General features: G+C 58.2%; 21 protein-coding genes. 13 read left to right on the top strand and 8 right to left on the bottom strand.

Annotated features, from left to right (window positions below):
• Positions 1-66: 66 nt before the first annotated feature.
• Genes ARC85_RS10880 through ARC85_RS10865 form a run of 4 tightly spaced genes read left to right on the top strand, consistent with a single transcriptional unit; the run spans position 67 to position 3,719 of the window.
• A complete protein-coding gene (locus ARC85_RS10880; RefSeq protein ID WP_286714854.1) occupies positions 67-1,335 on the top strand; it encodes a nitrous oxide reductase family maturation protein NosD in 1,269 nt (422 codons plus the stop codon).
• A complete protein-coding gene (locus ARC85_RS10875; protein ID WP_286714853.1) occupies positions 1,332-2,264 on the top strand; it encodes an ABC transporter ATP-binding protein in 933 nt (310 codons plus the stop codon). The genes ARC85_RS10880 and ARC85_RS10875 overlap by 4 nt, the downstream gene beginning before the upstream one ends.
• On the top strand, positions 2,261-3,091 hold the full coding sequence (locus ARC85_RS10870; protein WP_011786517.1) for an ABC transporter permease: 831 nt from the start codon (positions 2,261-2,263) through the stop codon (positions 3,089-3,091). Before ARC85_RS10875 ends, ARC85_RS10870 begins: the two co-directional genes overlap by 4 nt.
• Before the next feature lie 22 nt (positions 3,092-3,113).
• The gene (locus ARC85_RS10865) at positions 3,114-3,719 is read left to right on the top strand and encodes a nitrous oxide reductase accessory protein NosL (protein WP_286714852.1); all 606 of its coding nucleotides are present in this window, start codon (positions 3,114-3,116) and stop codon (positions 3,717-3,719) included.
• Between the two features lie 321 nt (positions 3,720-4,040).
• Here the strand turns inward: ARC85_RS10865 and moaA are convergent, their stop codons facing one another.
• Positions 4,041-5,033, bottom strand: a complete 993-nt coding sequence (moaA, locus tag ARC85_RS10860; protein WP_286714851.1) for a GTP 3',8-cyclase MoaA — start codon at positions 5,031-5,033, stop codon at positions 4,041-4,043.
• 218 nt (positions 5,034-5,251) lie between these two features.
• On the opposite strand from moaA, the gene ARC85_RS10855 reads away from it, so the two are divergent.
• The 3 genes from ARC85_RS10855 to ARC85_RS10845 are packed head-to-tail and all read left to right on the top strand — an operon-like array spanning position 5,252 to position 6,357.
• A complete protein-coding gene (locus ARC85_RS10855) occupies positions 5,252-5,476 on the top strand; it encodes a hypothetical protein (protein WP_023008570.1) in 225 nt (74 codons plus the stop codon).
• Positions 5,477-5,499: 23 nt separating this feature from the next.
• On the top strand, positions 5,500-5,892 hold the full coding sequence (locus ARC85_RS10850; protein WP_023012234.1) for a YbaN family protein: 393 nt from the start codon (positions 5,500-5,502) through the stop codon (positions 5,890-5,892).
• Between the two features lie 27 nt (positions 5,893-5,919).
• Positions 5,920-6,357 carry an RrF2 family transcriptional regulator gene (locus ARC85_RS10845; protein ID WP_011786513.1) on the top strand — a complete coding sequence of 146 codons (438 nt, stop codon included), beginning with the start codon at positions 5,920-5,922 and terminating at the stop codon, positions 6,355-6,357.
• 69 nt (positions 6,358-6,426) lie between these two features.
• On the opposite strand, the gene ARC85_RS10840 is transcribed toward ARC85_RS10845, so the two are convergent.
• Both ARC85_RS10840 and ARC85_RS10835 read right to left on the bottom strand, forming a co-directional pair.
• Entirely contained in the window at positions 6,427-7,500 is a 1,074-nt protein-coding gene (locus ARC85_RS10840; protein ID WP_023012233.1) for a fatty acid desaturase family protein, read from the bottom strand.
• A gap of 45 nt (positions 7,501-7,545) precedes the next feature.
• Positions 7,546-8,652 (bottom strand): ferredoxin reductase, encoded by a 1,107-nt coding sequence (locus ARC85_RS10835; RefSeq protein ID WP_286714850.1) that lies wholly within the window; start codon positions 8,650-8,652, stop codon positions 7,546-7,548.
• A gap of 193 nt (positions 8,653-8,845) precedes the next feature.
• Between ARC85_RS10835 and ARC85_RS10830 the strand changes: the two genes are divergently transcribed.
• Positions 8,846-9,469 carry a TetR family transcriptional regulator gene (locus ARC85_RS10830; RefSeq protein WP_286714849.1) on the top strand — a complete coding sequence of 208 codons (624 nt, stop codon included), beginning with the start codon at positions 8,846-8,848 and terminating at the stop codon, positions 9,467-9,469.
• Positions 9,470-9,481: 12 nt separating this feature from the next.
• On the opposite strand, the gene ARC85_RS10825 is transcribed toward ARC85_RS10830, so the two are convergent.
• On the bottom strand, positions 9,482-10,903 hold the full coding sequence (locus ARC85_RS10825; RefSeq protein WP_011786509.1) for a WS/DGAT/MGAT family O-acyltransferase: 1,422 nt from the start codon (positions 10,901-10,903) through the stop codon (positions 9,482-9,484).
• 215 nt (positions 10,904-11,118) lie between these two features.
• Here ARC85_RS10825 and ARC85_RS10820 point away from each other — a divergent pair, with 215 nt between their 5' ends.
• Together ARC85_RS10820 and ARC85_RS10815 are read left to right on the top strand one after the other, a co-directional pair.
• Positions 11,119-12,012, top strand: coding sequence for a bile acid:sodium symporter family protein (locus ARC85_RS10820; protein WP_286714848.1), 894 nt, complete (start codon positions 11,119-11,121; stop codon positions 12,010-12,012).
• A 119-nt stretch (positions 12,013-12,131) separates the two neighbouring features.
• Positions 12,132-14,195 carry a TonB-dependent receptor family protein gene (locus tag ARC85_RS10815; RefSeq protein ID WP_286714847.1) on the top strand — a complete coding sequence of 688 codons (2,064 nt, stop codon included), beginning with the start codon at positions 12,132-12,134 and terminating at the stop codon, positions 14,193-14,195.
• Between the two features lie 2 nt (positions 14,196-14,197).
• On the opposite strand, the gene ARC85_RS10810 is transcribed toward ARC85_RS10815, so the two are convergent.
• Together ARC85_RS10810 and ARC85_RS10805 are read right to left on the bottom strand one after the other, a co-directional pair.
• A complete protein-coding gene (locus ARC85_RS10810; protein WP_286714846.1) occupies positions 14,198-16,159 on the bottom strand; it encodes an alkaline phosphatase D family protein in 1,962 nt (653 codons plus the stop codon).
• A 2-nt stretch (positions 16,160-16,161) separates the two neighbouring features.
• Positions 16,162-16,626, bottom strand: a complete 465-nt coding sequence (locus tag ARC85_RS10805) for a PepSY domain-containing protein (RefSeq protein ID WP_114434542.1) — start codon at positions 16,624-16,626, stop codon at positions 16,162-16,164.
• 149 nt (positions 16,627-16,775) lie between these two features.
• Here ARC85_RS10805 and ARC85_RS10800 point away from each other — a divergent pair, with 149 nt between their 5' ends.
• From ARC85_RS10800 to ARC85_RS10790, 3 genes are read left to right on the top strand one after another with little or no spacing between them, the layout of a single operon-like run.
• Positions 16,776-17,162 (top strand): PepSY domain-containing protein, encoded by a 387-nt coding sequence (locus ARC85_RS10800; RefSeq protein WP_114434543.1) that lies wholly within the window; start codon positions 16,776-16,778, stop codon positions 17,160-17,162.
• Entirely contained in the window at positions 17,162-17,839 is a 678-nt protein-coding gene (locus ARC85_RS10795; protein WP_114434544.1) for a response regulator, read from the top strand. Before ARC85_RS10800 ends, ARC85_RS10795 begins: the two co-directional genes overlap by 1 nt.
• Entirely contained in the window at positions 17,833-19,194 is a 1,362-nt protein-coding gene (locus tag ARC85_RS10790; RefSeq protein WP_114434545.1) for a sensor histidine kinase, read from the top strand. The genes ARC85_RS10795 and ARC85_RS10790 overlap by 7 nt, the downstream gene beginning before the upstream one ends.
• Here ARC85_RS10790 and ARC85_RS10785 read toward each other — a convergent pair.
• Positions 19,161-20,720: a SpoVR family protein gene (locus tag ARC85_RS10785; RefSeq protein WP_023012225.1), complete on the bottom strand. Its 1,560-nt coding sequence runs from the start codon at positions 20,718-20,720 to the stop codon at positions 19,161-19,163. The genes ARC85_RS10790 and ARC85_RS10785 overlap by 34 nt on opposite strands.
• On the bottom strand, positions 20,717-22,012 hold the full coding sequence (locus tag ARC85_RS10780) for a YeaH/YhbH family protein (protein WP_023008560.1): 1,296 nt from the start codon (positions 22,010-22,012) through the stop codon (positions 20,717-20,719). Before ARC85_RS10780 ends, ARC85_RS10785 begins: the two co-directional genes overlap by 4 nt.
• Positions 22,013-22,023: the final 11 nt, after the last annotated feature.

Below are 22,023 nucleotides of genomic sequence, written 5' to 3'. Positions count from 1 at the left end.
TAGGCGCTGATCAGGGGCCCCGCTTTCGGGGCTCCTGATTGCTTATCACTATCTCGAGATCTATTGATGTATCAAACTTTGCGTTATGGAGTGGCCCTGTCAGTCGCTCTGTTTGCGCTGACCGCCACGGCGGATCTTCAACAGGATCTGGACGCTCTTGAGCCGGGTTCTTCGTTCCAGCTTCCCCCGGAAACATTGTCGCCGCTGGCTGTCAGGGTGCCGGGCGTTACTGTGGCCTGCGCACCGGAAACGGTGATTGATGGCGGCGGGCAGGGCAATGCGGTGGAGATTCTTGCGGAAAAAGTCACCTTTACCGGTTGCCAGGTACGCAACTGGGGCAAGGATCTGAACCAGCTGGATGCGGGCATATTCGTCGCCCGGGAGGCCGAGGGTGCGGTGGTCAGCAACAATCGGTTGCAGGGGCCTGCATTCGGGGTTTGGCTGGATGCAACGCCCAATGTGACCGTAAGCAACAACCATATTCGGGGTGATGTCAGCCTGCGGTCGCAGGATCGGGGTAATGGTATTCACCTGTTCAATACCACGGGTGTGCTGATTGAAGGCAACGATATCAGCCAGACCCGCGATGCCATATACATAGAGACCGCGAACCGAAATACCATTCGCGGCAATGTGATGAGTGACCTCCGGTACGGCATTCATTACATGTATTCGATGCATAACCTGTTGGAAAACAACGTCACGCGGGGTACGCGTACCGGGTATGCGTTGATGCAGAGCAAGTACCTGAAGGTATTCAATAATCGTTCCGAGAATGACGAGAACTACGGCATTCTGATGAACTTCATCACCAACTCCGAGTTGCGCAATAACGTGGTCACCGGAGTGTCCCAGGGTCAGAGTGCCGGAGTGGTCATTTCCGGTGCCGAGGGTAAAGCGGTGTTTATCTACAACTCGCTGTACAACACCTTCGAAGGCAATTATTTCGGCCACAGCAATATCGGTATTCATCTCACTGCGGGTTCCGAGGAAAACCAGGTGTTCAACAACGCCTTTGTGGAAAACCAGCGCCAGGTGAAGTACGTGGCCACCCGCACCCAGTTCTGGGCCGAGGATGGCAAAGGCAACTACTGGAGTGACTACCTGGGCTGGGATCGAAACCAGGACGGCCTCGGCGATGTGCCTTATGAACCGAACGACAACGTGGATCGGCTGCTGTGGAAGTATCCGGAGGCCAAAGTACTGATGTTCAGCCCGGCGGTGGATACCCTGCGTTGGGTCCAGGATGCCTTCCCAGTAGTGAGGTCTGCCGGGGTGAGTGACCCCCACCCCTTGATGCGAATTCCCGACCACCTGCAATCGGAGATCCGATGAACTGTTTTCGACTGGAGAACGTCAGCCACCGTTACGACAAGGCCACGGTGCTGCACGGGGTAGATCTTCGGCTGGAGCCGGGGGAAATTCTGGGCCTGTTCGGCCACAACGGCGCGGGTAAAACCACCTCGATCAAGCTTATCCTGGGCCTGATGCAGCCCACCGAGGGCAAGGTTTCCGTGCTGGAAGGCTCGGCTGGCGATCCCCAGGTAACCCAGCACATCGGCTACCTGCCGGAGAACGTGATGTTCTACCCGCAGCTGACCGGCCGGGAGATTCTCAGCCACTTTGCCCGCCTCAAAGGCGCACCGCTGAAGCAGGTGCCTGAACTGTTGGAGCAAGTGGGCCTGGGAGACGCCATGGACGCCCGCACCAAAACCTATTCCAAAGGCATGCGCCAGCGTCTTGGCCTGGCTCAGGCCCTGCTCGGAAAGCCCAGGCTGTTGATGCTGGATGAACCCACCGTCGGCCTGGACCCGGTTGCAACGGCGGACCTATACCGCCTGTTGCGCCAGCTTCGGGATGAGGGGGCGGGCATTGTGCTCTGTTCCCATGTACTGCCAGGTGTCGAGCCATACATTGATCGGGCCGCGATTCTGACCGAAGGCGCCCTGAAAGCATCTGGAGACCTGCCGTCGCTGCGGCGACAGGCGAACATGCCGGTCACCCTGACTCTGCAGCCTGCCACGAGCCTGTCGGCGTTGGAAAAAGCCATTGACCGGGCCGAGCAGCGCGCCGGATTGATGATGAAAAGTGAAAACGGACGATTGCAGGTAGACGTGAGACCCCAGGAAAAAATGGAACTGATCAAGACCCTGATGGCCTCCGGCGAAGTGGCAGACCTGGGCATCCATCAGCCCAGCCTCGAAGACATATACGTGCACTTTATCGGCTCGGGTGGCCTGGCTCACCGGGGAGGAAGCCAATGAACGCCATCTGGACCATCGCCCGTAAGGAACTGAGCGACAGCTTCCGCAATCGCTGGCTGGTTGCCATCTCCCTGGTGTTCGCCACCCTGGCACTGGGCATCGCCTGGTTCGGTGCCGCCGCCTCCGGGCAGGTGGGCTACGCCTCCACACCTGCGACCATTGCCAGCCTGGCCAGCCTGGGGATCTTCCTGATCCCGCTGATTGCACTGTTGTTGGCCTACGATGCCATCGTGGGGGAAGAGGAGGGCGGCACCCTGTTACTGCTGATGACCTACCCCCTCAGTAAAAGCCAGTTACTGTTGGGCAAATTCCTCGGCCACGGCCTGACCCTGGCGCTGGCTACCATCATCGGCTTCGGTGTGGCTGGTATTGCCATTGCCGTGTTGGTGGAAGATGTCGCCATTGCCGCCCTGGCGGTGGCCATGGGGCGCTTTGTGGGTTCCACCGTTTTGCTTGGCTGGGGCTTTATCGCACTGGCCTACCTGGTGAGCGTACGGGTGAGCGAGAAACCGGTCGCTGCCGGACTGGCCCTGGCGATCTGGTTCTTCTTCGTACTGATCTTCGACCTGATGCTGCTGGGCACCCTGGTGGCCAGCGAAGGCAAACTGAATCCCGAACTGCTGCCCTGGCTGCTGATGCTCAACCCCACTGACATCTACCGCTTGCTCAACATCGTTGCCTTCGGCGACAGCGGTCAACTCAGCGGCGTACTCAGCCTGGGTACAGACCTGCCCATCGGTGCGGCGGGCCTCTGGCTGGGCCTTATCCTCTGGTGTGCCATACCCCTGGCCGGCGCACTGTTACTGTTCAAAAACCGACGAATCTGATCCTGACCGGAGACACACAAACATGGCAAACCCAGCAACCAAATGGCTTATCGCCGCTTTCACAGCCACTCTTCTGGCCGGCTGCTCCGGAGATGAACCCGAGATCGTTGAAAAACCCGACCCGGTACACTTTGAATCGGGCGACGAATGCCATGTCTGCGGCATGGTCATCACCAACTTCCCGGGCCCAAAAGGCCAGGCCTTTACCGAGCGAGAACAGAACATCCGGAAATTCTGCTCCACCAAAGACATGTTCGCCTGGTTCCTGCAGCCGGAAAACGAAAACCGGGATCACACCCTCTATGTCCACAACATGGCCGAAACCCACTGGGACAGCCCGGATGACACCCACCTGATCGACGCCCGCGAGGCCCTCTACGTGGTCGGCTCAAACCTCAACGGCGCCATGGGCCCAACCCTGGCCTCGTTCGCCAACAAAACCGACGCCACAGACTTCGCGGCCGAGCATGGCGGCAACGTACTGGCGTTTGCCGACGTCACGCTGGAGCATCTGAATAATGGTATGGCGATGCACGATATGAGCGGGATGGAAGATATGGCTGGAATGCACGATATAGATGAAGCTGGTATGGCTGATGACCACAGTAGCCACAGTACAGAGCATTAAAGTGGCAGTCCCATAAAAAAGGTCGAAAGGTCTTAACCTGGGTTTACTGGTCTTGGGAGACTATGTCTCCAAAGTTCGAGAGAGTGGGTGCGGGTAAGCTTTCCAAAAATTTGCGGAGCCAGGGATGGCGGAGCAGAAGCGACACAGGGGCTCAGCTGAGCGCTTATGAAGCGAAGCTTCATGCGAAAGCTGAGCGACCACAATCTGTGATTGTGGGCCGGACCCCGAAGGGGTGCCGCAAGGAGCGTTTTTTGGAAAGGCTACCCGCATCTGATCAAACGCCAGAGTCAGCAGGCTACGTTTATCAGTTTGCAGAAAAGGTCAGCCGCCAGTCATATTCATAAACCGAAGAATCTGCACATCCCCATTGCTGGAAAAATGATGCCGTTCAGGCTTCAGATCCATGGCCTTGATGATCGCCTCCTGCAGCTTGTCATCCGTCACCGGATGCCCCCGCAACACCCGGCGAAGATCCACCGAATGCTCATTACCCAGGCACAGCAGCAGGCGCCCCTCCACCGTCACCCGAACCCGATTGCAGGTCGAACAGAAATTGTGGGAATGCGGCGAAATGAACCCGACACGAACCTCGCTGTCTGGCATCCGGAAATAACGTGCGGGGCCACCGGAATCCTCCGTTGCCGGAATCAGCTCATGGCGCCTGCGGATAATGTCCCGCACCTCCTCACTGGTACACAGAGCCAAACCACGGTCATGCTCTGAAATCTGCCCCAGCGGCATCTCCTCAATAAAACTGATGTCTACCTGCTTTTGACGGGCAAACTCAATCAGCTCCGGAATCTCCTCGTCGTTGCGGCCTTTCATCACCACCGTATTCAACTTGATACCACGGAAACCGGCGTCCCGGGCAGCATCAATGCCATCCAGAACCTGGCTGAGATTACCGGTGCGGGTAATGGCGCGGAATTTGTCAGCGTCCAGAGAATCCAGACTGATATTGAGACGCTGCAAACCGGCCTTGCGCAATGATTCCGCCATGGTGGGCAACTGACTGCCGTTGGTGGTCATGGCGAAGTCACGGAGGCCATAAGTGCCGACTTCGCGTACCAGCTCCAGGATATCGCGGCGCACCAGAGGCTCTCCGCCTGTCAGCCGGATCTTCTCCGTGCCCAGAGCAACAAAGTTCCGTGCCAGCCGGGCGATCTCTTCAAGCGTCAATACCTGTTGGCGCGGGAGAAAGGTCATGTCTTCCGCCATGCAATACACGCAGCGGAAGTCACAGCGGTCGGTCACCGACAGGCGAACATAGTTTACTGTGCGGCCAAAGCGGTCTGTCAGTCGGGTCTGGGGCATTGAAGCCAGGTCCTGTTGCAATATCACCATGAGTTTAGGGCAAGTATGGCAAAGCGCGGGGCGGATTCCGATACCCCTCGGGGAGTATCTCCCGCGACCTTGCAAAGCCATCGGTCTTCCTCTATAACATTTAAATAAAATATATGTTAAAAAGTGGAGCGACATCAATCGCAATGGTGTTGTCAGTTTAATACCCATCAAAAGCCTGGGAGACCGCTATGTGGTTCTACGAGAAATGGCTCGCTCGCGCTAATGCGGGTGTTCTGGTCAGTGTGCTCGGATTACTGTTAACCGTTGCTTTGGCATATCCTCTAGCGGCCAGATTGCCAATCGCGGTTCAGATACTCGCCCACATGGGAACGTTAATCTTCGCAGTCGGGGTGAAAATCGCGTATGTCGCCCGCTTGGCGTTCCTCAGTAAACTGGGAAGACCTGTGCACTGAATCACGGTAGAATAGATGCAGTTATGAACGGTCAAGAGGCCCACGCCATGGGCGCACAGCCAGGTAAAACCGGTTTCCGGATTCTTGCGTATATGAGTGTGGGGTTGGCGGCAGCGGGTGTGGTTTTGCCGCTTTTGCCAACAACCCCTTTTGTTATTCTCGCGGCCTTTTTCGCCAGCAAGAGCTCCCCGGCCTTTGCCCGGTGGTTGGAAGAGCACCCGACGTTCGGCCCGGCGATTGAAGAATGGCGCGCCCGGCGTGCCATTCCACGCAAAGCCAAGTTGCTGGCCTTTGCCATGATGGGGCTGAGTTGGAGCATGCTGGTCTGGCTTGGATCGCCGGTTCTGGTACTGGCTGTCTCGGGGCTGTTTTTACTGGGTGTTGCCGGCTATATGCTGAGCCGGCCATCCTACTGATGTTTTTCTGTCATTTTGGAGTCATGAATGCACATCACCCGTTATACCGATTATTCACTCAGAGTGCTGATCTATCTGGCTGCAGAGGGTGATCGTCTGGCGACCATTCAGGAAATTGCCGACAGCTACGACATCTCCAAGAATCATCTGATGAAAGTGGTTCACCAACTGAACAAGAAAGGGTACATCGAGACTATCCGTGGCAAGAAGGGCGGGATGAGGCTGCATATGGCGCCGCAGGATATCAATATCGGAATCCTGGTGCGCGAAACCGAGCAGGACCTCAGCATCGTGGAATGTTTTTCCTCCAAAAATGCCTGCAAGATCACTCCGGTATGCGGACTTAAATCCATGTTTGGTGAAGCCCTGAAAGCCTTCCTTGAGGTGCTTGATCGATACACGCTCGCCGACGTGATTCAGGACCACCACCGACCACAGCTGTTGCGACTGCTCCAGATTGCTTGATTGCTGAACTGACGCACTGCTCTTTGTGCAGTGCGTCAGACCTCCCAGGCTTCAAACGAGTATCCAGAATTATACGTTTACGGGGTTCGCGGATCTCCGTTCCGGCAGTGAATATCGCAGGACTCTCTGCAGCACAGTTTTATACTGGCTCATAAATGAGCCGGTGTTGTAGTGAATGCCGTGTTTGCGACAGATTTCCTGCACCCGCTCGGAAACCTCAGGATACCGGTGTGCTGGCAGATCTGGAAACACGTGATGCTCGATCTGGTAGCTCAGGTGTCCACTCAGAATGTGCAGCCAGCGGCCACCCGTGAAGTTGGAAGAGCCGGTAAGCTGGCGCAGATACCAGTGGCCCTTGCTCTCACCTTCGCATTCCCGCTCTGTAAAGGTTTCTGCGTCCTGAGTGAAGTGACCGCAGAAAATCACCGTTGAGGCCCAGAGGTTCCGGATCAGGTTAGCCCCGACGTTGCCGGCCAGCACGATAGGGGCCACTGGTAGAGTCAGCAATGGAAAGAAGACATAATCCTTGAATGCCTGGCGGCCGCCTTTACGGAAAAAGTCTTTCAGGAACGGCACTTTCTCGCGCCAGGAAATCTCCCGGCGACGTAGCTTCTCGGTTTCCAGTTCATGTAAACCTACACCCCACTGAAAGAACACGCTCAGCAAGATGTAGTTGATGAACTGCAACGTGTGCCAGGGTTTCCAGGGCTCTTCGTCGCTCAGGCGTAGCACCGCATAACCGTAGTCCCGGTCTTTGCCGATGATGTTGGTGTAGGTGTGGTGCTCGTAATTGTGAGTCCGGCGCCAGGATTCACTGGTGCACACCGTATCCCACTCGTAGGTCTGTGAGTTGAGGGTGGGATCGTTCATCCAGTCGTACTGGCCATGCATCACGTTGTGGCCAATTTCCATATTCTCCAGAATCTTGGCCACGCCGAGGGTGGCCGTTGCCGCCACAAACACCGGCGGAATAAAGCCGAAGGGCATCATCACCCGGCCGCCGACTTCAAGGGCGCGGTGCAGGCGAACGATCTTGCGAATGTAGCGGGCATCCCGCTCGCCAAGATCGGCCAATACTTCGTCGCGTACTGTATCCAGATCTTTCTGAAGCTCGTTGAGCTGTTGTTCATCAAGTTTGATCATAAGGTCTCCTTGCGGCTGTATGAGGCCGCGCTCGAATTCTGTGTGTCAGGCTTCCAGATTCACCGGGCCACGGGGTACGGAAATGCAGAGTTGAACGCTTTCCTCTCCGGGACCGGAAGCTTTACCCGTCAGCCGGTTAATCACGGTGCCGCTGGTTTTTCGGCAACTGCATTGGTGGCAAATGCCCATGCGGCAGCCGTATTGAGGTTTGAGGCCCGCGGCTTCTGCGATCTCCAGCAGTGTGGCATCGCCGGAAGAGTCCACATTGAGGTCCGCGTGGGCAAAACTCACTTCGCCGCCGAGTGTTTCATCACCCAGAGGGGAGGAGATCGGAGGGGCGAAAAACGTACAGTGAATCTGCTCTTCGCCGAGACCGCGCTGGTAAAGCAGGTCATTGGCAAGATCCATCAGCCCGCCCGGTCCGCACAGATAAACCTCGCGGGCCTTCAGACCGGGCACGGAATCCAGGTCGGCGTCGTTGAGGTAGCGCGGCTCGTCGGTTTCGTGGGTGCATATAATACGGACCGAGAGTGCCGAGTATCTTGCCGCCAGTGCTTCCAGTTTTTCACTGGCGATCACGTCCTCCTGAGTGCGAACAAAGTAGAGCAGCGTGACCGGTGCCCGGAAGTGCTCTGCCGCCATGGTCTCCAGCAGGCTTAGAATCGGCGTAATGCCGCTGCCCCCGGCAATAAACAGCACCGGTTTGGGCATGGCTGGCATCAGAAAGTCGCCAAAGGCTTCGGTCAGGCCCAGCACCGCGCCTTCTTCCAACTGATCATGCAGCCAGTTGGTCACCAGCCCTCCTGGCAGGCGTTTGATGGTCAGTGTGACCACGCCGTCGTTCTGCCAGAGCAGGGGGGAGCTGGACAGACTGAAGGTGCGCTGGCGTCGCACACCATCAATATCTACACAGATGTTCACGTGCTGGCCGGCACGAAAGCCACTCCATCGGCTGGCAGGCCGGAGCACAAAGGTCTTGGTGTCGTGAGTCTCGACCAGAATACGCTCTACCCGTGCAGGTGTGTACGCTTGTATCCACATGGGATTGATGGCCTCCGCCAGTGGATCAAAATAACTGGCAGGGTTGCTTCGGTTCAGTAGCTGTCGGCCAAGCCAGTGCATGGCGCGGGTCTGGTTCATTTTTGCCAACATAGGTTTTCTCCAAGGTTTGTACCTGATCGTTGGTAACGATGTGTACACTTGTTCACTTATGTGTACGACTGTACACAGTGAGGGTTGTCGTAACAATCAGGGGCGCTTCGTTGGCTCGAAATGACAAGTTTTGCGGACTTTTCTTCGGTCAGATGTGTACACTTGTTACCGCAACAATCGTGATAGGAAGACCATGGCAGACAGACCGAAACGCAGGCCCGGCGAAACTCGAGAGAAGCTGATGAACGCAGCGCTCACTCTGGTGGGCAAGGGGCGACACTTTGCCAGCCTCGGTATTCGGGAAGTGACCCGGCAGGCCGGCGTGGTGCCAACGTCGTTCTATCGCCACTTTCGCAGCATGGACGACCTGGGTTTGCAGCTGGTGGACGAGCTAGGGCTGGTCCTCAGGCGGATGATGAGGGAGGCCCGGGCCAACGTGTTGCAGGCCGACAAGCTGATTGAGGAATCGGTGGGTATCTTTGTGACCCATGCCCAGGCCAACCGCAGTTTTTTTCTGTTTATGGCGCAGGGGCTGGCAGGCGAGAGCCGGGCCGTTCAGGAAGGGATTCGCAGCGAAATGCGATTTTTCGCCAGTGAGCTGGCCAATGACTTGCGCCGGCTCCGGCTGATGGAACACCTGAGCGATGCCGATCTGGAGTTGACCTGCGATCTGGTGGTGCGCACCGTCGCCTTCAGTCTGACCGATCTGCTCAGCATTTCGGAAGACGACGATTATCAGATCGGCCAGGTGCGAAAACGCACCACCCGATTCCTGCAGATGATTTTTGTCGGGGCTGGTCACTGGCAAAGCGACTGACCCCGTCCTGGGTTACTTGCGGGTTCGGGCGCGCTTCTTCGGCGGCAGTATCAGCGATTCCAGCTCATCCAGAGCCTCACCGGTATAAACCGCCAGTTTCTGCATGCTTGGCAGCGTATCCCGACAGCCGGTAAAACCGAAATTCAGCGATCCGGCATAGCTCAGGCAGGTGATATTCAGGGCGCCGCCGTGAGCGATCAGCGATACCGGATACATGGCCTCAAGCCGGGCACCTTCATAATACAGCGTGTCTTCCGGGCCGGGCACGTTGGAAATAGTCACGTTGAAGACTGGTCGCATCCGCCCCCCGAGACCCGACATCAACTGCAGAATGTAGGGTGACATCAGCAGCATGGTGTACTGGGTCAGTGCGCTTTTGGGAAGTTTCTGCAGGTGTTCCTTGGCCCGTCGGGTCGAGGTTTTGATCTGTTGCAGGCGGTTCAACGGATCAGCTTCGTCGGTGGCCAGCGAGGCAATCATGAAACTGATCTGGGTGCCCGTACCCTCGTCGTCTGCCGGCCGGATATTCACCGGTATACCGGCCGTCAGTGGGGTGTCGGGCAGATTGTTCTGCTCCGCCAGAAAGCGTCGCAGCGCCGTGCCACACAGGTAAAGCACGATATCGTTCAGGGAGCCGCCGGAAGCATGAGCCAGGTTCTTCAGCCGATCCAGTTGATAGTGCTGGGTGGCGAATCGCCGCTGCGCCGTAACCCGGTGGTTGAGCACGGAAACCGGGCCGGTGAAGGGGGCGGTCAGTCCGTCTTCCGGGTGTCGAACCGAATGCACCAGGCGATTGCCGGCCTGCCACAGCCTGGGTGCCATGTCTGCCTGCAGTTTCAGGGCGTCCATGGCCTGGGAAACCGCGGCGGGGACACTGGCCTCTTTGTCGGTTTTTGCGCCACGGCGTTGGTGCGGGCGTACCGTCCAGGGCGGCGGCATATTGCAGCGTTCCGGATCGGTGGTGAGTACCCTTTGCATCAGCCGCACGCCACTGATGCCGTCAATCATCGAGTGGTGCATTTTGGTGTAAAGGGCAAAACGGTTATTCTCCAGGCCTTCAATAACGTGGCATTCCCAAAGAGGGCGGGAAAAATCCAGGGGGTTAGAGTGCAGCCGGGATACCAGAATGCCCAGTTCGCGCTCACCGCCGGGGCGGGGCAGGGCTGAGTGCCGGACGTGATAATCCAGATCGATATCCTTATCGACTTTCCAGGCCGGGGCGATCACACGCCCGAGGAAACCGGACCAGGCCAGTTTGTATCCCCAGGGGGGTGCCACATCGCCGGCTTCTTTCATTCGAGTGACCATGTCACGCAGGAAGGTTTCTGGTGCGCCTTCAGGCAGTGAGAAAATCTGAAGCGTACCCACATGCATCGGGGTGTCTTCAGATTCAACCGCCAGCCAGGAGGCATCCAGGGTTCCGAGACGTTTCATTCCTTGTCATTCTCCGCCAGTCATTTGTGTTTTGGTTGTTTCCTGCAAGTATACTGATATCCGCAGGTGCACACGATCAAAACCGGGATTGGGCTCCCATCTTTTTGCAGGGTTTAACGGTTACATAATGTCGCGAACCCATGCTCCCGGTGACAAGGTTCGTGTGCTAATTTCTACGGCCATAGAAACTGATAACAAAAATATTCGGAGGCTTTGTGGAATCCAGCCCGCTGATCTCGGCAGGTTTGCCGATCGCGTTGTTCATTATCATGATCGGTATCGGTATGACCCTTACCCTGAGGGATTTCCGCCAGGTGGCGGTGTATCCGAAGGGCATGATTGTGGGCACCTTCGCCCAGATTCTCCTGATGCCGGTGGTGGCGTTCGGGCTGGCCTGGCTGTTCGGCGTGTCGCCGGCCATTGCCGTTGGGCTGGTGATCATTGCGGCCTGCCCCGGGGGTACCACATCTAACCTGTTTGTGCTTCTGGCCCGGGGTAATATTGCGCTTTCCATCGTGCTGACGGTCTCCGCCAGCCTGATCACCATTCTTACCCTGCCACTGTTTACCAACATGGCGCTGCAGCATTTCATGGGCACGGAAGAGAACATCTCGCTGCCGGTGGGCAAGACCATTGCCATGCTGGTGGTTATTGTTCTGCTGCCGGTGGCCATTGGCATGCTGGTGCGAACCCGCAAGCCGGAGCTTGCGCGCAAGGCCGAGAGCCTGGTCAGCATCTTTGGTGGCATCGTGCTGGCGGTGCTGATTGTGGCGTTGCTCTATGGCGTTCGGGACCAGATGTGGGATCTGCTCAAACAGGCAGGCCCCTCCACTATTGCCCTCAATGTCGCCGGTATCGCCCTGGGCCTGCTGGCGGGCAGGGTGGCCGGACTGACCCAGCGGGAATCCCTGGCGGTGGCAGTGGAGCTCGGTGTGAAGAACGGCACCATTGGTTTGATGGTCACCCTCACGTTGCTGGAGTCCAGCACCATGTCGATTCCCGCTGCCGTTTACGGTGTGCTTATGTTCCCCATTGGATTCCTGCTGGCAATGTATGGCCGGCGGGTGATTCCCAAAAGCAACGTGGCACATGCGGGAGGAGAGGTCTGATTAATGCTCTGTTGATCCATTTTTCAAGACTATTCATACCTCCCGGCGTGGGCATGATGATCCACTTCGGGCGTATAACTGGTGAGTGGTTGCCCGTGTAACTTGCGTAGGAAGGCTAATTGAAGAAACCTTTTTTGCTTCTGGTACTGGCTCCGGTGCTGACCACCACCGGCAGCCTGGCCTTCGGGCAGACAACGGAACCCGAGGAAACCCTGGTGCTGGAAGTCACCTCTTCCAGACTGGTTCGCGACCTGTACGAAACGCCTGCGGCGGTTTCTGTGGTTCAGGCGCCGGATATCCGCCAGGGTCAGCAACGCCTGCAGCTGGACGAATCCCTGAATACTGTACCGGGGCTGTTTTTCCAGAACCGTTACAACTTCGCCCAGAACCTGCGCCTGTCTACCCGTGGATTTGGTGGCCGCTCGCCCTTTGGTATCCGGGGTATCCGCATTCAGGTGGATGGCATTCCCTACACCCTTCCAGATGGCCAGTCCCAGGTAGATGCGATCGATCTGGATTCCGCCCAACGCATTGAAGTTATTCGAGGGCCATCCTCTGTTCAATACGGTAATGCCGCCGGCGGGGTTATCGATATCACCACCGCACTGGGAGATGAGTTGCCCGAAGGGGCGAGACTCAGGCTGGATGGTGGCAGTCACGATTATCGCAAGGCCACTATTCAGGGCAACGGAGTTCGTGGCGATACCAGTGCCATTGCCACGCTGTCCTGGCTGAACGTGAATGGTCACCGTAACCAGAGTGAGGCGGAGAAGGGGCTGTTCAATGCCCGGCTATCCCACGACATCGAGGCCGGGCGCAGGCTGACCGCCACGTTCAATGCTCTGCATAATCCCAAGGCCGAAGACCCGGGCGGGTTGTCGGAAACCCAGGCGGAACAGGACCCGGAGCAGGCCACGACCAATGCCGAACGGTTCGACAGCCAACAGTTCGTGGATCAGCAGACCTTCGGGCTGCAGTACCGTGACGCTGCGGCTTTGCCCGGCGAGCTCCTGGTCAACACCTTCTTCAGCCGGCGGGATTTCGCCCAGCAATTGCCATTCCCGGGCAGCAATCGCGTTGCCTTTGATCGCCAGTTCTATGGGGTAAGTTCCCAGTACCAGCAGGTGTCGACGCTGGCGGGGCTGCCACTCACCTGGGTGACCGGCGTGGACGTGCATCGGCAGTCAGATGACCGGCGGCGCTACCGGGCCGAAGCCGGTGTCATCGAAGCGCAGACCCAGCAGGAGACCCAGAACGCCACCAACGCCGCCGTGTTCACCCAGGGCGATCTGGCCGTGACCGAGCGCCTGAACCTGTCGCTGGGCGGGCGCTGGGATAGGTTGCGGCTCTCCATTGACGATCAGTGGCAACAGGATGGCGACAACTCCGGTAGCCGAACTTTCCGGGAATACAGCGGTGTGGCCGGCGTTAGTTATCGCATGGCGCCTCGGCATCAGGTGTACGCTACCCTTGGCACGGCCTTTGAGTCTCCCACCTTTACCGAGTTTGCCAATCCATCCGGTGCCGGCGGATTCAATCCCGATATTGACCCCCAACAGGCCCTCAACCGTGAAGTGGGCATCCGTGGGGGTATCGGGGACGGTGTCAGTTATGACCTGGCCTTGTTCTCGGTCCGGGTAGAGGGTGAAATTCTGCCCTACGAGATTGATGGCCGAACCTACTACGAAAATGCCGGCAAAACCCGCCGCGACGGACTCGAACTGGGGCTTGCCTGGGACATGTCCTATGCCTGGCGGCTGACCAGCGCCCTGACTCTGGCCGACTATGAGTTGCGTGATTTCACGGATGAGCAAGGCAATGAGGCAGACGGCAATGACATCCCGGGCCTGCCCTCAACGCTATGGGTGTCGGAGCTGGAATGGCGGGGCCAGGCAGGCCGCTTTGCTGCGGTTGAATGGCAGTATGTGGGCGAGGTGTACGCCGAGAACAGCAACCAGACCAAAGTAAGTGATTACTGGCTGCTAGGTGCCCGCGTTGGCGACACTCTGCGGTTCGGAGAACAGGCGCTCAATCTGTACGCCGGTATACGCAATCTGCTGGATGAGGATTACTACGCCAACGTTCGGATTAACGCCAATGCCAACCGGCCAGTGGCGGAACGCGGCTATTTTGAACCCGGGCCAGGAACAACATTTTATGCCGGGTTGGAATGGGTTTTTTGACCTCAGGAACCTGAGTCATGACGATCACCCCGGAAGCAGGTCCCGCCGCCATTGGCGTTCAGTTGCCGGATGGCAGTGGGTGAGCCGGTCTCATCCAACCGCACGTCGCCGATTCCGGACGCGTTCCACAGTCGCTCTCCCGCCTCCCGGCCTTCGGGTAACTGCGGCGAGATTTTCATGCGCCGACGCTTGGTGAACCAGTTCAGAGGTGACCAGGGCGCAAACAGCCAGCGGTTCAGTCGATCCAGCCACTCCAGCAGCCCGTTCGGAAACTCGTTCTTGATACCGCTGCTGGTGATTTGCCAGATACGGGGGCTGTTTCGCTTGTGGCGAAGGGTGACGTCGTAGGCGAAGGAGTAGTGCACGTCCCCTGAGAGGATGACAAAGTGCCTGGGCGTTTTCGGATGCGCAAAAATGTTCAGGAGTACACTGGCGGCTCCCCGGTGGGCCATCCAGTTTTCTGCATCCACCAGAAGTGGCTTGCCGAACCAGGTGAAAATCCGTTGGATGATCTCAATCAGCTTGACCCCGAAGATGGGGGCGGGAGACACCACCACAACAGCGTCTTCGCCAATGATCGTCTGTTGGAAATCGGTGAGGGCTTCCCAGTCCATCAGGCCCGAGGGATGGCTGCGGCGCATCTCGCTGCGCCAGCGGTGTGTCCGGGTGTCCAGCACCACCAGTCTGGGGCGCGTATCGAGCGTGTAATGCCAGTGACCGAAGTGGAGCAGCTGATCAATAAGCGCATCCTGTCTGGCCTTGTCGAGTTCATGCTGGTTGTCGGTTGACTGGAACAGACTGCGACACTCCTGTAACAGGCCAGCAAAGTGTTGAGGCTGGTTTCCCCATCCCTGACACAGCAGGTAGCCAAGCAGGGCATTGCCAATGATTCGCCGTGAAAACGGATGTTCATAGGCGGTGGTTTCCCAAAGCGCCGAGAGGTTCCAGTCGTCGGTAACGTCGTGATCATCGAAGATCATGTAAACCGGCAGGTTGGCCAGTGCCCGGGCGGCGCTTGGCAGTGTTTCCCGGAAACGCTCAATGGTTTTCCGCTCCTTGCGATAGCGTTCTACATCATCGGAGTTAGTGACCGGTTCCGCATCGGTGACAAACTGCCAGGGCGTTGGTGACCATACCAGCAGGTACATGGCCACCACTTCGGCAAAGGAGATCAGGTGGTTACCCGCATTGGCCGTGGTGAACACCGGTTTGCGCACGCCGCCAAAGAAACGCTCGGTCAGATCCTCGTTGAATTCCGACTCTGGCAACAGTTTGTCGCGATGGTAGTAGGCCTGATCCTTGGAGGTAAGCTCGCGGCTGTGGGACAACGAGGCGCCCTCAAGCGGCTCCTGGAACAGGCCCAGTTGGTGGATCACGCAGTGGATAGCATGCAGCATCGGGCCGGCAACGTCATCGGCGTAGATCTGGTCTCCGGTCAATAACAGCAGCGCCGGGGTGTCTTCAAGGGTGGTTGCCGTTTGTATTTCCCGGTCAACACGAGTCAGGCCGTCTGCCGAAGGGTGGTGAGGGCGCCGGCAGGAGCCGTGCAGAATTCTGTCCAGCCGGGATTTGATCATAAATCCCGGGCGGGCCTGGTCGTCGGGGCACAGGTGTGGCGCCCAGTCCCGAATCCACAGGGTATCGGCATCACGGTCTGTTTGGAGCCCCAGGTCGTACTCAAGGCGGACATCGGTTGGCAGTGGTTTCTTCGGCGTGACACTGATCAGGTTGAGCCAGGCCCGGGTGCCGACCTGCAGTTGGCTAAGCTCGTTTTCGGCCAGGTTCCGGTTGATCAGGTGCGTGTCGCCGTGGGAGAGGCGCAGGAAAAGTTCTGTTGGCCGGGATGTGATCAGCCAGAGAGTAAGGGCATCCTGCGCCGTATGGCGCAGGAGGGGCCCGGCTAGCACCGGGGGAAGGGTGCTTGCCTGGCTGGTTGTGTTTTCAGAGCTGTCTGGTTTGCTCAACCTCAGTCGTCCCTCTCAACCTTTACCGGTTCCGGGTTGCCCGAGCGGAAGTCGATTTCCAGTTCCCGGCCATTGTCGTCTTCGCCTTCCACTTCAATATAGCCGTTACGGTCAACCTTGAATACTTCCAGCATGTGCATGCCTTGCTGCTGTGCGGCCTTCATATAAGTACGCACGTCGTCAGCGTCCAGACCGTACACTTCGCCTTTGGGCTTGCGGCGCTGCTCCCGTTCAATGTCCCCGTTGCCGTTCAGGTCCAGTTCCACAAACCAGTCTTGCCCCATCCAGCCTTCAACCTCGATGTCATCATCATGGTCGTCATCAAACTCGATGCTCTGGAAATGGCTGATCCCGTAGTCGCTGCCAACCTGCAGCATGCGTTCGGCATCGTCAAAGCTGCCTTTGGCGAAGGCTGCGGGAGCTGCGACAAGGCCGCTGATCAGTGCGATGGTCAGAGTCTTTTTCATGGTGTTCTCCTTGCTTATCTGTGTTTGGAAAGCTGCCGGTTCTGCCCTGTTGGCTACCAGCTTGAGTCCAGATTAACGGGGCAGGGCTTTCAGCATCGTGATAGGCTCATTCATGATTCGTTCATCTGGCTTTTGTCACCATAAACACCATGACCAGACCTCGTTTAAATTCATCGTTGTTACCTGCCGACCGGTTTTCCCGCCGGGTGTTCCGGGTATTGTTGCTGACCCTGTTTGCGGTGGGCGCGTTGCCGTTTGCCCAGGTGGCCTGTGCCGATGATGACGATGATTGGCGGCGCCTGCACCACGAGGTGAAAGCCGGCCGTATCAAGCCCCTGAGCGAAATCCTCGACAGCCTGGCCCGTGACTGGCGCGGAGACGTGATCGATGTGGACATCGAGAAAGATGATGGTGAGATCCTCTACGAGATCGAGCTGTTGGGCCCGGAAGGGCAGGTGGTGGAGTTTGAGATCAATGCCCGGACCGGAGAGGTTCTGGAGATAGAGGGCAGGAACATTCAGGGCATGAAACGCTGATGAAAATTCTTCTGGTGGAGGACGATGCTGCGCTGGCACAAGGGCTGGCCAGTGCCTTGCAGGATGCCGGGCTGCTGGTGGAGGTGGCCGATGACGGCCGCACGGCTGACTTTCTGGTGAGCACCGAACGTTATGATGCGGTGGTGCTGGATCTGGGGCTGCCGGATGGTAATGGCAGCCAGTGGCTGGCCGGCTGGCGGGAACGGGGCATTGATCTGCCGGTGCTGATTCTGACCGCCCGGGAGCGCTGGTCCGACAAAGCCGCCGGGTTCTCTGCCGGTGCCGATGACTATGTCACCAAACCCTTTGAAACCGCGGAAATCCTGTTCCGCCTGCGGGCCCTGGTGCGCCGGGCCCATGGCCATGCCCACCCGGTGATTACCGTGGGCGACATCGCCCTCGATACCCACGCCGGGCAGGTGACCCGAGCAGGTATGCCGGTTTCACTCACGGCTCAGGAGTTCCGGCTGTTATCGCATCTGATTCACGCAGCGCCCAGAATCGTGTCCCGCACCGAGTTATCCGAACATGTCTATGACGGCGACCAGGAGCCGGATTCCAATGTTATCGATGTCCAGGTCAGCCGGTTGCGGCGCAAACTCGGCGCCCAGGCTATCGAGACCATCCGTGGCCAGGGCTATCGCATGAACGGTCACGGGGAACCATCCCGATGCTGACACGCCTGCGCCGCTGGCCGGTGGCGTCGCGCATGCTGGTGTCTGCCCTGGTACTGGTATTGGTGGTGTTGCCACTGGCCGGTACCGTGTTGGCCTGGAACTTTCGCCAGACGCTGAGCCAGTCCTTTGATGAGCGCCTGTTATCGTTCCTGAATGTGGTCATTGCCGGCATTGAGCCTGACCCCGAGACCGGTGAACTGACCCCGGGCCCGCAACTGGGCGATCCGCGCTTCGAGCGGGTTTATTCCGGCTGGTACTGGCAGGTGAACGACAACAGCGGGCGGGTGATCACCTCCCGGTCATTGTGGGACCAGCGACTGCCACAGATCAGTGGCCGGGGTCCGGACTGGGCCCAGGTCCCGGGGCCGCGTGGCCAGACACTTCGGATAGTGGAGCGGGATGTCCAGTTACCGGCTTTCGAAGGCTGGTTATCGGTGTCTGTCGCGGCCGACCAGGCGGAGCTGGATGCCCAGGTTGCGCGCTTCAACCGATTGCTGGTGGTTTCGCTGACCACGCTCGGTACGCTGTTACTGGTGATGATCGGGTTGCAGATCCGCTGGGGCCTTGCACCGCTTCGGCGTCTGGAGCGGGATCTCCGGGCTATGGAGTCCGGCCAGACCCGTTCACTGACCAGTGATCTGCCCGAAGAACTCGCGCGACTCTCCGAGGCCATGAATCAGGTGCTTGAGCGGGATCAGATACTGATTGAGCGGGGGCGCTCGGCTGCGGGCAATCTGGCCCATGCCCTGAAAACGCCGGTATCTGTGCTTACCACCCTGAGTGATCGTTTGCCGTCGGTGCAGAGAACCGCTTTCCGTACCGAACTGAGCCGCATCGATGACGCCGTGCGCCATCATCTGGCCAGGGCTTCAGCGGCCGGACCGGCCGCCCTGGGGCGTGTGGATCTTGGTGAAACCCTGGCGCCGGTGCTGTCGGCACTCAATACTCTCGCGCAACGCCGTGGCGTTACCCTCGAAAGCGACCTGGGCGATACGGGCGCGGTTCGGTTTGAACAGCAGGATCTTCAGGAAATTGCAGGCAATTTGCTGGAAAATGCCATCAACTGGGCGGAAAGTCAGGTAAAGTTTCGGGTAGAAGGCTTGCCGGATGGTCTGGCGCTGATGGTGGAAGATGACGGTCCTGGCCTGTCTGACGCCGATATCGAGCAGGCTCTGACACGGGGCACCCGGCTGGATGAAAACCGGTCCGGTTCCGGTCTGGGCCTGGCGATCGTCAAAGAGCTGGCTGAACTGTATGGCGGCACGCTGACCCTGGCCCGATCCCCGCTCGGAGGGTTACAGGCCAGCGTGCGCTTTCCATCTCACTCATCGTCCAAGGCCCGCGGCGGGCAGTGATGCTCTTCAACCAGGGTGCCTTCATCCACGCTCTCCAGATGCACATCAAAGCCCCATAGCCGGTGTACGTGCCGCAGCACTTCGTCGGTTTCCTGGCCCAGTGGCACTCGGTCTACCGGGATGTGGCGCAGGGTTAGCGAACGATCACCGCGAATATCCACACTCCATACCTGAATGTTCGGCTCCCGGTAACTGAGGTTGTATTGGCGGGCCAGCTTTTCCCGCAGCGCGCGATAACCGGGCTCATCGTGAATGGCGGTGACGGTGTAGTGGTCTTCCCGATCGTCGCTTTCGATGGCGAACAGCTTCAGGTCACGCATCACCTTCGGTGACAGGAACTGCTGGATAAAGCTCTCGTCCTTGAAGTTGTGCATGGCGAAATGCAGGGTTTCCAGCCAGTCTGTACCGGCGATGTCCGGGAACCATTCCCGGTCCTCATTGGTAGGGTTTTCACAGATGCGTCGAAGATCGGTGAAGATGGAGAAACCCAGGGTGTAGGGGTTCAGGCCGGAATACCATGGGCTGTTGAAGGGTGGCTGGTATACCACGGCGGAGTGGCTTTGCAGAAATTCCAGCATGAAGCCATCGTTCACCAGCCCCTTGTCGTACAACCGGTGCAACAGCGTGTAGTGCCAGAACGTGGCCCAGCCTTCGTTCATTACCTGGGTCTGGCGTTGTGGATAGAAATACTGGGCCAGCTTGCGCACGATGCGCACCAGTTCCCGCTGCCAGGTTTCCAGCAAAGGCGCGTTTTTCTCGATGAAGTACAACAGGTTTTCCTGAGGCTCCTCCGGATATCGGGGCCTGCGGCGAATCGGGTCCCCGTCGTCCTCTGCTTTGGGGATGGTTCGCCACAGATCGTTGATGCGGCGTTGTTCGTATTCTTCCCGCTCCTTCTGCCGGCGGGCCTCCTCGGCGGCTGAAATCGGGGCAGGGCGCTTGTAGCGGTCAACGCCGTAGTTCATCAGTGCGTGGCAGGAGTCGAGAATTTCTTCCACGGCATCCACGCCGTGTCGCTCCTCGCACTCCGACACATAATGCCGGGCAAACACCAGGTAATCGATGATGGCACTGGCGTCTGTCCAGGTGCGGAACAGATAATTGCCCTTGAAGAACGAGTTGTGGCCATAGCTGGCGTGGGCAATCACCAGGGCCTGCATGGGCAGGGTGTTCTCTTCCATCAGGTAGGCGATACAGGGATTGGAATTGATCACAATCTCATAGGCCAGCCCCATCTGGCCCCGCTGATAGCCCTTGGAGGTTTGCAGGAACTGCTTGCCGAAGGACCAGTGATGATAGCCCACTGGCATGCCGACGGAGCTGTAGGCATCCATCATCTGCTCGGCGGTAATCACTTCAATCTGGTTCGGGTAAGTGTCCAGTCCAAACTCGGCGGCGCATTTGGCAATTTCCTCATCGTATTTCTGGATCAGTTCGAAGGTCCATTCCGAACTGGTGGAAATGGGCTTACCTGCCTTGGGTTGTTCGCTCTCCGGTGCGTTCGGGCGATCAATCAGGCTGCTCATGCCGCTTTCCTCTCGAACAACTGTCGGAAGACCGGGTAAATGTCGCCAGGATCGGCAATCTGCTGCATGGCGAAGCTCTGGGGAAACTGCTCCATGATTTTCTCGTATTCGTACCAGAGCATCTGGTGATCCTGGGGCGTGATTTCGATGTAGGAGTAGTACTGCACCAGCGGCAGAATCCGCTCAGACAGCAGCTTGCCGCAGATGGGGGAGTCATCGTTCCAGTTGTCGCCGTCGGACGCCTGGGCGGCATAGATATTCCATTCCGCCGGCGAGTATCGGGCTTCGACAATCCGGTGCATCAGTTTCAGAGCACTGGAGACAATGGTGCCCCCGGTTTCCCGGCTGTAGAAGAACTCTTCTTCGTCCACTTCCTTGGCGCTGGTGTGGTGGCGGATAAACACCACTTCGATTTTCTTGTAGTTCTTCTTCAGGAACAGATACAGCAGGATAAAGAAGCGTTTGGCGATGTCCTTGTGCATCTGGGTCATGGAACCGGATACATCCATCAGGCAGAACATCACCGCACTGGTGGCGGGTTTGGGCTGCTTCAGGTGTTGCCTGTAGCGCAGGTCGATCTCGTCAATGAAAGGAATGCGTTTGACGTTGGCTTTCAGCCGCGCGATTTCCTCTTCCAGCACCTTGATCTGGTCTTCATGGCTGAAGGCCGGATCGAGATCATTCGGTGCGCTTTTCAGCGCCTCGAGCTGTTTTTCCAGGTCCCGGATCTTTTTCTTGCGCGCGCCGCCCAGGCCCAGACGCCGGGCGTGGGCGCCCCGAAGGGAACGCACTACATCCAGCTTGGCGGGCACGCCCTGGGTGGTGAAGCCCGAGCGTACATAACTGAAGGCTTCGGTGTCCTTGAGTTTTTTCCGGGCCAGATTGGGCAGCTCCAGATCGTCGAACAGGAAGTCGAGAAACTCTTCCTGGGTAATCTGGAAGGCGAACTCATCCATGCCTTCTCCGTCCGGGCTGGCCTGGCCTTGCCCCTGGCCCTGGCCACCGCCGCTCTCGGGTTTGGGGATGGTGTCCCCGGCCACCCATTCCTGATTGCCGGGGTGCACCACCTCGCGCCGGCCACCGTGGCCGTGGTGGAATATGGGCTCGTCAATATCCCGGGCGGGGATGCTTACTTTCTCGCCCCGTTCGATATCGGTGATGGAGCGCTTCTGCACGGCATCCGACACCGCCTTCTTGATGTGGTGGCGGTAACGGCGCAGGAACCGTTCCCGGTTCACTGCGCTCTTGTTCTTGCCGTTCAGGCGCCGGTCAACAATGTGGGTCATACCCATGGTACTGCTCC

It is taken from the genome of Marinobacter sp. tcs-11 (assembly GCF_002049515.1).
GTDB lineage: Bacteria > Pseudomonadota > Gammaproteobacteria > Pseudomonadales > Oleiphilaceae > Marinobacter > Marinobacter nauticus.
This window is presented reverse-complemented; position numbering and strand designations above follow the sequence as displayed.

What these genes read in the sequence shown, in the direction of transcription:
- ARC85_RS10880 (WP_286714854.1), top strand. Translation starts at nt 67, where the DNA reads ATGTATCAAACTTTGCGTTATGGAGTGGCCCTGTCAGTCGCTCTGTTT.
- ARC85_RS10875 (WP_286714853.1), top strand. Translation starts at nt 1,332, where the DNA reads ATGAACTGTTTTCGACTGGAGAACGTCAGCCACCGTTACGACAAGGCC.
- ARC85_RS10870 (WP_011786517.1), top strand. Translation starts at nt 2,261, where the DNA reads ATGAACGCCATCTGGACCATCGCCCGTAAGGAACTGAGCGACAGCTTC.
- ARC85_RS10865 (WP_286714852.1), top strand. Translation starts at nt 3,114, where the DNA reads ATGGCAAACCCAGCAACCAAATGGCTTATCGCCGCTTTCACAGCCACT.
- moaA (WP_286714851.1), bottom strand. Translation starts at nt 5,033, where the DNA reads ATGCCCCAGACCCGACTGACAGACCGCTTTGGCCGCACAGTAAACTAT.
- ARC85_RS10855 (WP_023008570.1), top strand. Translation starts at nt 5,252, where the DNA reads ATGTGGTTCTACGAGAAATGGCTCGCTCGCGCTAATGCGGGTGTTCTG.
- ARC85_RS10850 (WP_023012234.1), top strand. Translation starts at nt 5,500, where the DNA reads ATGAACGGTCAAGAGGCCCACGCCATGGGCGCACAGCCAGGTAAAACC.
- ARC85_RS10845 (WP_011786513.1), top strand. Translation starts at nt 5,920, where the DNA reads ATGCACATCACCCGTTATACCGATTATTCACTCAGAGTGCTGATCTAT.
- ARC85_RS10840 (WP_023012233.1), bottom strand. Translation starts at nt 7,500, where the DNA reads ATGATCAAACTTGATGAACAACAGCTCAACGAGCTTCAGAAAGATCTG.
- ARC85_RS10835 (WP_286714850.1), bottom strand. Translation starts at nt 8,652, where the DNA reads ATGTTGGCAAAAATGAACCAGACCCGCGCCATGCACTGGCTTGGCCGA.
- ARC85_RS10830 (WP_286714849.1), top strand. Translation starts at nt 8,846, where the DNA reads ATGGCAGACAGACCGAAACGCAGGCCCGGCGAAACTCGAGAGAAGCTG.
- ARC85_RS10825 (WP_011786509.1), bottom strand. Translation starts at nt 10,903, where the DNA reads ATGAAACGTCTCGGAACCCTGGATGCCTCCTGGCTGGCGGTTGAATCT.
- ARC85_RS10805 (WP_114434542.1), bottom strand. Translation starts at nt 16,626, where the DNA reads ATGAAAAAGACTCTGACCATCGCACTGATCAGCGGCCTTGTCGCAGCT.
- ARC85_RS10800 (WP_114434543.1), top strand. Translation starts at nt 16,776, where the DNA reads ATGACCAGACCTCGTTTAAATTCATCGTTGTTACCTGCCGACCGGTTT.
- ARC85_RS10795 (WP_114434544.1), top strand. Translation starts at nt 17,162, where the DNA reads ATGAAAATTCTTCTGGTGGAGGACGATGCTGCGCTGGCACAAGGGCTG.
- ARC85_RS10790 (WP_114434545.1), top strand. Translation starts at nt 17,833, where the DNA reads ATGCTGACACGCCTGCGCCGCTGGCCGGTGGCGTCGCGCATGCTGGTG.
- ARC85_RS10785 (WP_023012225.1), bottom strand. Translation starts at nt 20,720, where the DNA reads ATGAGCAGCCTGATTGATCGCCCGAACGCACCGGAGAGCGAACAACCC.
- ARC85_RS10780 (WP_023008560.1), bottom strand. Translation starts at nt 22,012, where the DNA reads ATGGGTATGACCCACATTGTTGACCGGCGCCTGAACGGCAAGAACAAG.